Raw genomic sequence first — 4716 nt, 5'->3', positions numbered from 1 at the left:
CGTTTGCCGGCATGTCCGCAACCGGGGTGACGTGTCCTAAAATCGGACTGTGCCGCGCTCCGGCTCGGCTTGACTGTCGGATTGCCCCTCTTGCTCCGGCGTTCCGGCGATTGCCCTTTGGCCGGGTGGCCCCTATGTTCCGCCGCGACGCAACGCCCGGAGAAAGATCCCATGCGCTATCTGCACACCATGGTCCGCATCGCCGACATCGATGCCTCGCTCGACTTCTACTGCAACAAGCTCGGCCTGAAGGAAGTGCGCCGCTACGAGAACGAGCAGGGGCGCTACACGCTGATCTTTCTCGCCGCGTCGGGAGACGAGAAGAGCGGCATCGCGGAGAAGGCGCCGCTGGTCGAATTGACCTACAATTGGGACCCGGAGGACTACAAGGGTGGCCGCAATTTCGGCCACCTCGCCTATGAGGTCGACGACATCTATGCCACCTGCCAGCACCTGATGGACAGCGGCGTCACCATCAACCGGCCGCCGCGGGACGGCAACATGGCCTTCATCCGCTCGCCGGACGGGATCTCGATCGAGCTGCTGCAGAAGGGCCCGGCAAAGGCCAAGGCCGAGCCTTGGGCCTCGATGCCGAACACAGGCAGCTGGTAGGCGTTTCGCCAATCCCACGGCAATTTAACCGCCAAGCTCTGGCGCTTCGCCAGACGGCGCCTATCTATCCGCTCATGACGCCAGCTTTACGAGGCTGGCGTTTTTCTTGATCCGCCGGGAGAAATTCATCCATGCCGACCAGTCGCGCCGATGTCGCCACCGAACATGCCAGCCGCTACCTGCAGCAACTCTGCAAGCACTGGGCGCACAAATTTCCGGTCGAGTTCGACCCGCACCACGGCGCTATCGACCTGACGTCGCTGGGACGCACGGTGATGGAGGCCGATGCCAAAGCGCTCCATATCGCCGTGGCAGCCGACGACGCGACATCGCTCGAACGCCTGGAAACGGTCGTCGCCGACCACATCAAGCGCTTTGCCTTCCGCGAGGAACTGACCTTCGACTGGCAGAAGGCCGCGTGAGCCGATTGGCGTCAAGCGCCTGTCTGGCCCGCCATCTCGACCAGCGCCAGCACCGAGCGCCAGTTGCGGGCTGTGCCCGGCACTTTCAGGGTGCGTGGAATGAGATTGGCGAACACTGATTTTCCGAGCCCCTCCGGCGCATGCAGGTAAAGCACGTCGCGCTTGACCTCGAAGCGCTCCGGGCCGGTGCATTTTTCGGCGAGCCGCGCGATCTCCTCGGTCGTCGGCCCGCGCTCCAGCACATAGGCATGCAGCTTGGCCGGATCGTCGGAGACCTCCGGATAGGGATTTTCCTTCACCAGCCGCACGAACCAGCCGGCATCGCGCACCATGATGCGCGAATGGAACCCCCATTGCTTCTCGAAGGCGGCCTCCAGCTTTTTCGTCAAACCGGCGGCGTCGCCCTTTGCTGACCGGAACACGACGTTGCCGCTCTGCACATAGCTGACCACATCGGAAAAGCCGAGTTCCTCGAAGAAGGTCCGCAACTCCGCCATCCTGACAATGCGGTTGCCGCCGACATTGATGCCGGAAAACAGCGCGACGAAGACCGCTCCTTTCCCGCTCATATGATAAACCCGGCCAGCGTCTCGTTGTCGGTGATGTCCTGGTATTGCACGCCTTCGGCGTCGAAATTCGCTCTCAGCAGATCGAAATTGCGGCGGTCCTTGGTCTCGATGCCGATCAGCACCGAACCGAAATTGCGCGCCGATTTCTTCAGATATTCGAAGCGGGCGATGTCGTCGTCCGGCCCCAGCATTTCGAGGAAATCGCGCAACGCGCCCGGCCGCTGCGGAAAGCGGATGATGAAGTATTTCTTCAGCCCTTCGAAGCGCAGCGCCCGCTCCTTGACGTCGGGCAGCCGCTCGAAATCGAAATTGCCGCCCGAAACCACCGCGACGATGGTCTTGCCCCTGATCTCCTTGCGGGAAAAATCCTTGAGCGCATCGATCGCCAGGGCGCCTGCCGGCTCCAGCACCACGCCTTCAACGTTGAGCATCTCGATCATGGTCGCGCAGAGCCGGTTCTCCGGGATCAGCCGCACCGCATCGGCGGCAAATTCCCTCAGATGCCGCAACGGCTCACGGCCGATCTCCGCGACAGCGGCGCCGTCGACAAAATTGTCGACCTTGGAGAGCTTGATCCGTTTGCCTGAGGACAGGCTCTCGCTGAGGCTCGGCGCGCCTGCCGGCTCACAGAAGACAAAACGCGCCTCGCGATGCTGGTCGGCGAAGTAGTGCGTCACACCGGCGGCGAGACCACCGCCGCCGACCGGCAGCATGACGATATCGGGCATGCGCGCGCCCGGCATCTGGTCCGCGATCTCATAGGCAACGGTCGCCTGTCCTTCGATGATGTCCTTGTGGTCGAAGGGCGGCACCATATGCGCGCCGCCGCTTTCCGCGAATTCGAACGCGGCGCGATAGCAATCGTCGAAGAAGTCGCCGACCAGCCTGATCTCGACGAAGTCGCCGCCAAACAGCCGCGTCTTGTCGATCTTCTGCTGAGGCGTAGTCACCGGCATAAAGACCACGCCCTTTTTGCCAAAATGGCGGCACACGAAGGCAAAGCCCTGGGCGTGATTGCCGGCGGAGGCGCAGACGAACAGCTCGGCGTTGTTGCCGGCGGCCAGCGCCTTGCGGAAGAAATTGAAGGCGCCACGGATCTTGTAGGAGCGTACCGGCGTCAGGTCCTCGCGCTTGAGAAGCACCCGCGCCCCGGTTTTCTTCGACAGATAGTCGTTTTCCTGCAGCGGCGTTTCCGGGAAGATCTGGCGAATAGCGGCGGCGGCGGTGGCAACGCGAGAAGAAAAACTGTTCATGGCAAATTGTCCCGAAGCGCACTGGGCGGGTTGATGTAAGCCTATTGCACATCCGGTCCCGCAAGGCCATTGTCCGCCGGCCATGAGCCCCGCTACCGGCATTCCCGGTATTTGCAAGCACTTGGAGGCGTTTGTTCATGCCTGTCGCGTCGGTTGCCCTGAAAACCATGTCGCTGCCGGAATTCGGCGAGCCGACGGTGATGCCGCTCATTCCACGCGCCACTTACGAGGCGCGCATCGAAGCGCTGGTTGCGCGCGGCTTGAAGGCCGGCTTCGATGGCTTCGTCATCTACGGCGACCGCGAGCATGCCGCCAACGTCGCCTATCTCTGCGGCTACGACCCCCGCTTCGAGGAGACGCTGCTGGTCATCGTTCCCGGCAGGGAAGCAAAACTGCTGGTCGGCAATGAGGGCTGGGGCTATGCCGAACTCTGCGGCGGCCCCTATGAGCGCGTCCTCTACCAGACCTTTTCGCTGCCGGCGCAGCCGCGCGACCGTTCCGACGCGCTGCCGGACATCCTGGCCGCTTGCGGGCTGAGGTCGGGCCACCGGATCGGCGCCATAGGCTGGAAGTCGTTCGGCGCTGGCGATGCCGGCTTTGGCGAGGCGACGCTCGACCTACCCTCCTTCATCGCCGACACGCTGCGCGCGCTCGCCGGCAACAACGGCGCGGTCCGGAATGCGGCCGATCTCTTGATGAACCCTGCCGACGGCCTGCGCGCGATCAACGAGGCCGATCAGCTTGCGTCCTTCGAATTCGCCGCGACCTTCTCCTCGCAAGGCCTGCGCAACGTGCTCCAGGGCATCGAACCCGACATGACCGAGCTGCAGGCGGCGCGGCTGATGGGCATCAACGGCCTGCCGCAATGCTGCCACCTGATGCTGTCCGCCGGCAGGCGCGCCCCCTATGGGCTGCCGAGCCCCCGCCTCGACATCATCAAGCGCGGCGATCCGATCACCATGGCCTACGGCATCCAGGGTTCGCTAAACGCCCGCGCCGGCTTCCTGGTCGAGAGCGCCGCCGAGCTGCCGCGGGGCATAAGCGATTACATCGAAAAGCTTGTGGCGCCCTATTTTTCCGCCGCCGTCGACTGGTACGAGACTATCGGCATCGGTGTCGCCGGCGGCGCGCTGTGGAAAGCGGTGCACGAGCGCATCGGCGACCCGTTCTTCGGCGTTGGTCTCAATCCCGGCCATCTCATTCATATCGACGAGTGGATGCATTCGCCGGTGTTTTCAGGCTCCGGCATCCAACTGAAATCGGGGATGGCGCTGCAGGTCGACATCATCCCCGCAACCGGCACCGATTATTTCACCACCAACATCGAGGACGGCATCGCGCTCGCCGACGAACCGTTGCGCGAGGAGATCGCCGCGCGCTATTCGGAAGCCTGGAATCGTATCGAGGCGCGCCGCGCCTTCATGGGCGATGTGCTCGGCATCCGGCTGAAGCCGGAAGTGCTGCCCTTCTCCAACATTCCCGCCTTCCTGCCGCCGTTCTGGCTTTCGCGCAACAGTGCAATGGCCGTCGCCGGGCGCTGATCACTTTTCGGCTGGACACGACTTACTTCCGCCGCACTTCGGCTGTCGGGGAGATATCGCGGTGGGTGGACGGCCTCTTTGGGGGCCCGATTGGATATTTTGGCGTGACTTTGAAGACGATTTGCATTCTTGCGCTTGCATTGCTGGTGGCCGGCTGCGGCGGCCGTAAAGCCGAGGAAATCCTCGGCAGTGCCGTTATGGCTACGCCGGTGACAGAAATCGCCGGCAACCACTCGATCTTCATCGCCACGACGCGCAAGCGTTCCGACGACCCGAACAAGGTCTTCGACGGCGAGCGCTAGGCGACGCTGAACTACGC

Annotated in this window: 5 protein-coding genes and 1 pseudogene; 4 read left to right on the top strand and 2 right to left on the bottom strand. The window is 63.3% G+C overall.

Annotated elements, in window-relative coordinates:
* Positions 1–171: 171 nt before the first annotated feature.
* Positions 172–612 carry a VOC family protein gene (locus EN742_RS24830; RefSeq protein ID WP_126054342.1) on the top strand — a complete coding sequence of 147 codons (441 nt, stop codon included), beginning with the start codon at positions 172–174 and terminating at the stop codon, positions 610–612.
* Between the two features lie 131 nt (positions 613–743).
* The gene (locus tag EN742_RS24825; RefSeq protein ID WP_126054341.1) at positions 744–1034 is read left to right on the top strand and encodes a DUF2218 domain-containing protein; all 291 of its coding nucleotides are present in this window, start codon (positions 744–746) and stop codon (positions 1032–1034) included.
* A gap of 11 nt (positions 1035–1045) precedes the next feature.
* On the opposite strand, the gene EN742_RS24820 is transcribed toward EN742_RS24825, so the two are convergent.
* On the bottom strand, positions 1046–1603 hold the full coding sequence (locus tag EN742_RS24820; RefSeq protein WP_128333401.1) for a DUF1697 domain-containing protein: 558 nt from the start codon (positions 1601–1603) through the stop codon (positions 1046–1048).
* Positions 1600–2856: a threonine ammonia-lyase IlvA gene (gene ilvA / locus EN742_RS24815; RefSeq protein WP_127406248.1), complete on the bottom strand. Its 1257-nt coding sequence runs from the start codon at positions 2854–2856 to the stop codon at positions 1600–1602. Before ilvA ends, EN742_RS24820 begins: the two co-directional genes overlap by 4 nt.
* A gap of 137 nt (positions 2857–2993) precedes the next feature.
* On the opposite strand from ilvA, the gene EN742_RS24810 reads away from it, so the two are divergent.
* Together EN742_RS24810 and EN742_RS24805 are read left to right on the top strand one after the other, a co-directional pair.
* Positions 2994–4397 (top strand): hypothetical protein, encoded by a 1404-nt coding sequence (locus EN742_RS24810; RefSeq protein ID WP_128333400.1) that lies wholly within the window; start codon positions 2994–2996, stop codon positions 4395–4397.
* 104 nt (positions 4398–4501) lie between these two features.
* Positions 4502–4696 (top strand): annotated as a pseudogene (locus tag EN742_RS24805) (hypothetical protein); the annotation flags it as partial.
* Positions 4697–4716: the final 20 nt, after the last annotated feature.

Source organism: Mesorhizobium sp. M4A.F.Ca.ET.020.02.1.1, assembly GCF_004022645.1.
GTDB lineage: Bacteria > Pseudomonadota > Alphaproteobacteria > Rhizobiales > Rhizobiaceae > Mesorhizobium.
The sequence above is the reverse complement of the archived record's forward strand: the minus strand, read 5'-3'. Positions and strand labels throughout refer to the sequence as shown.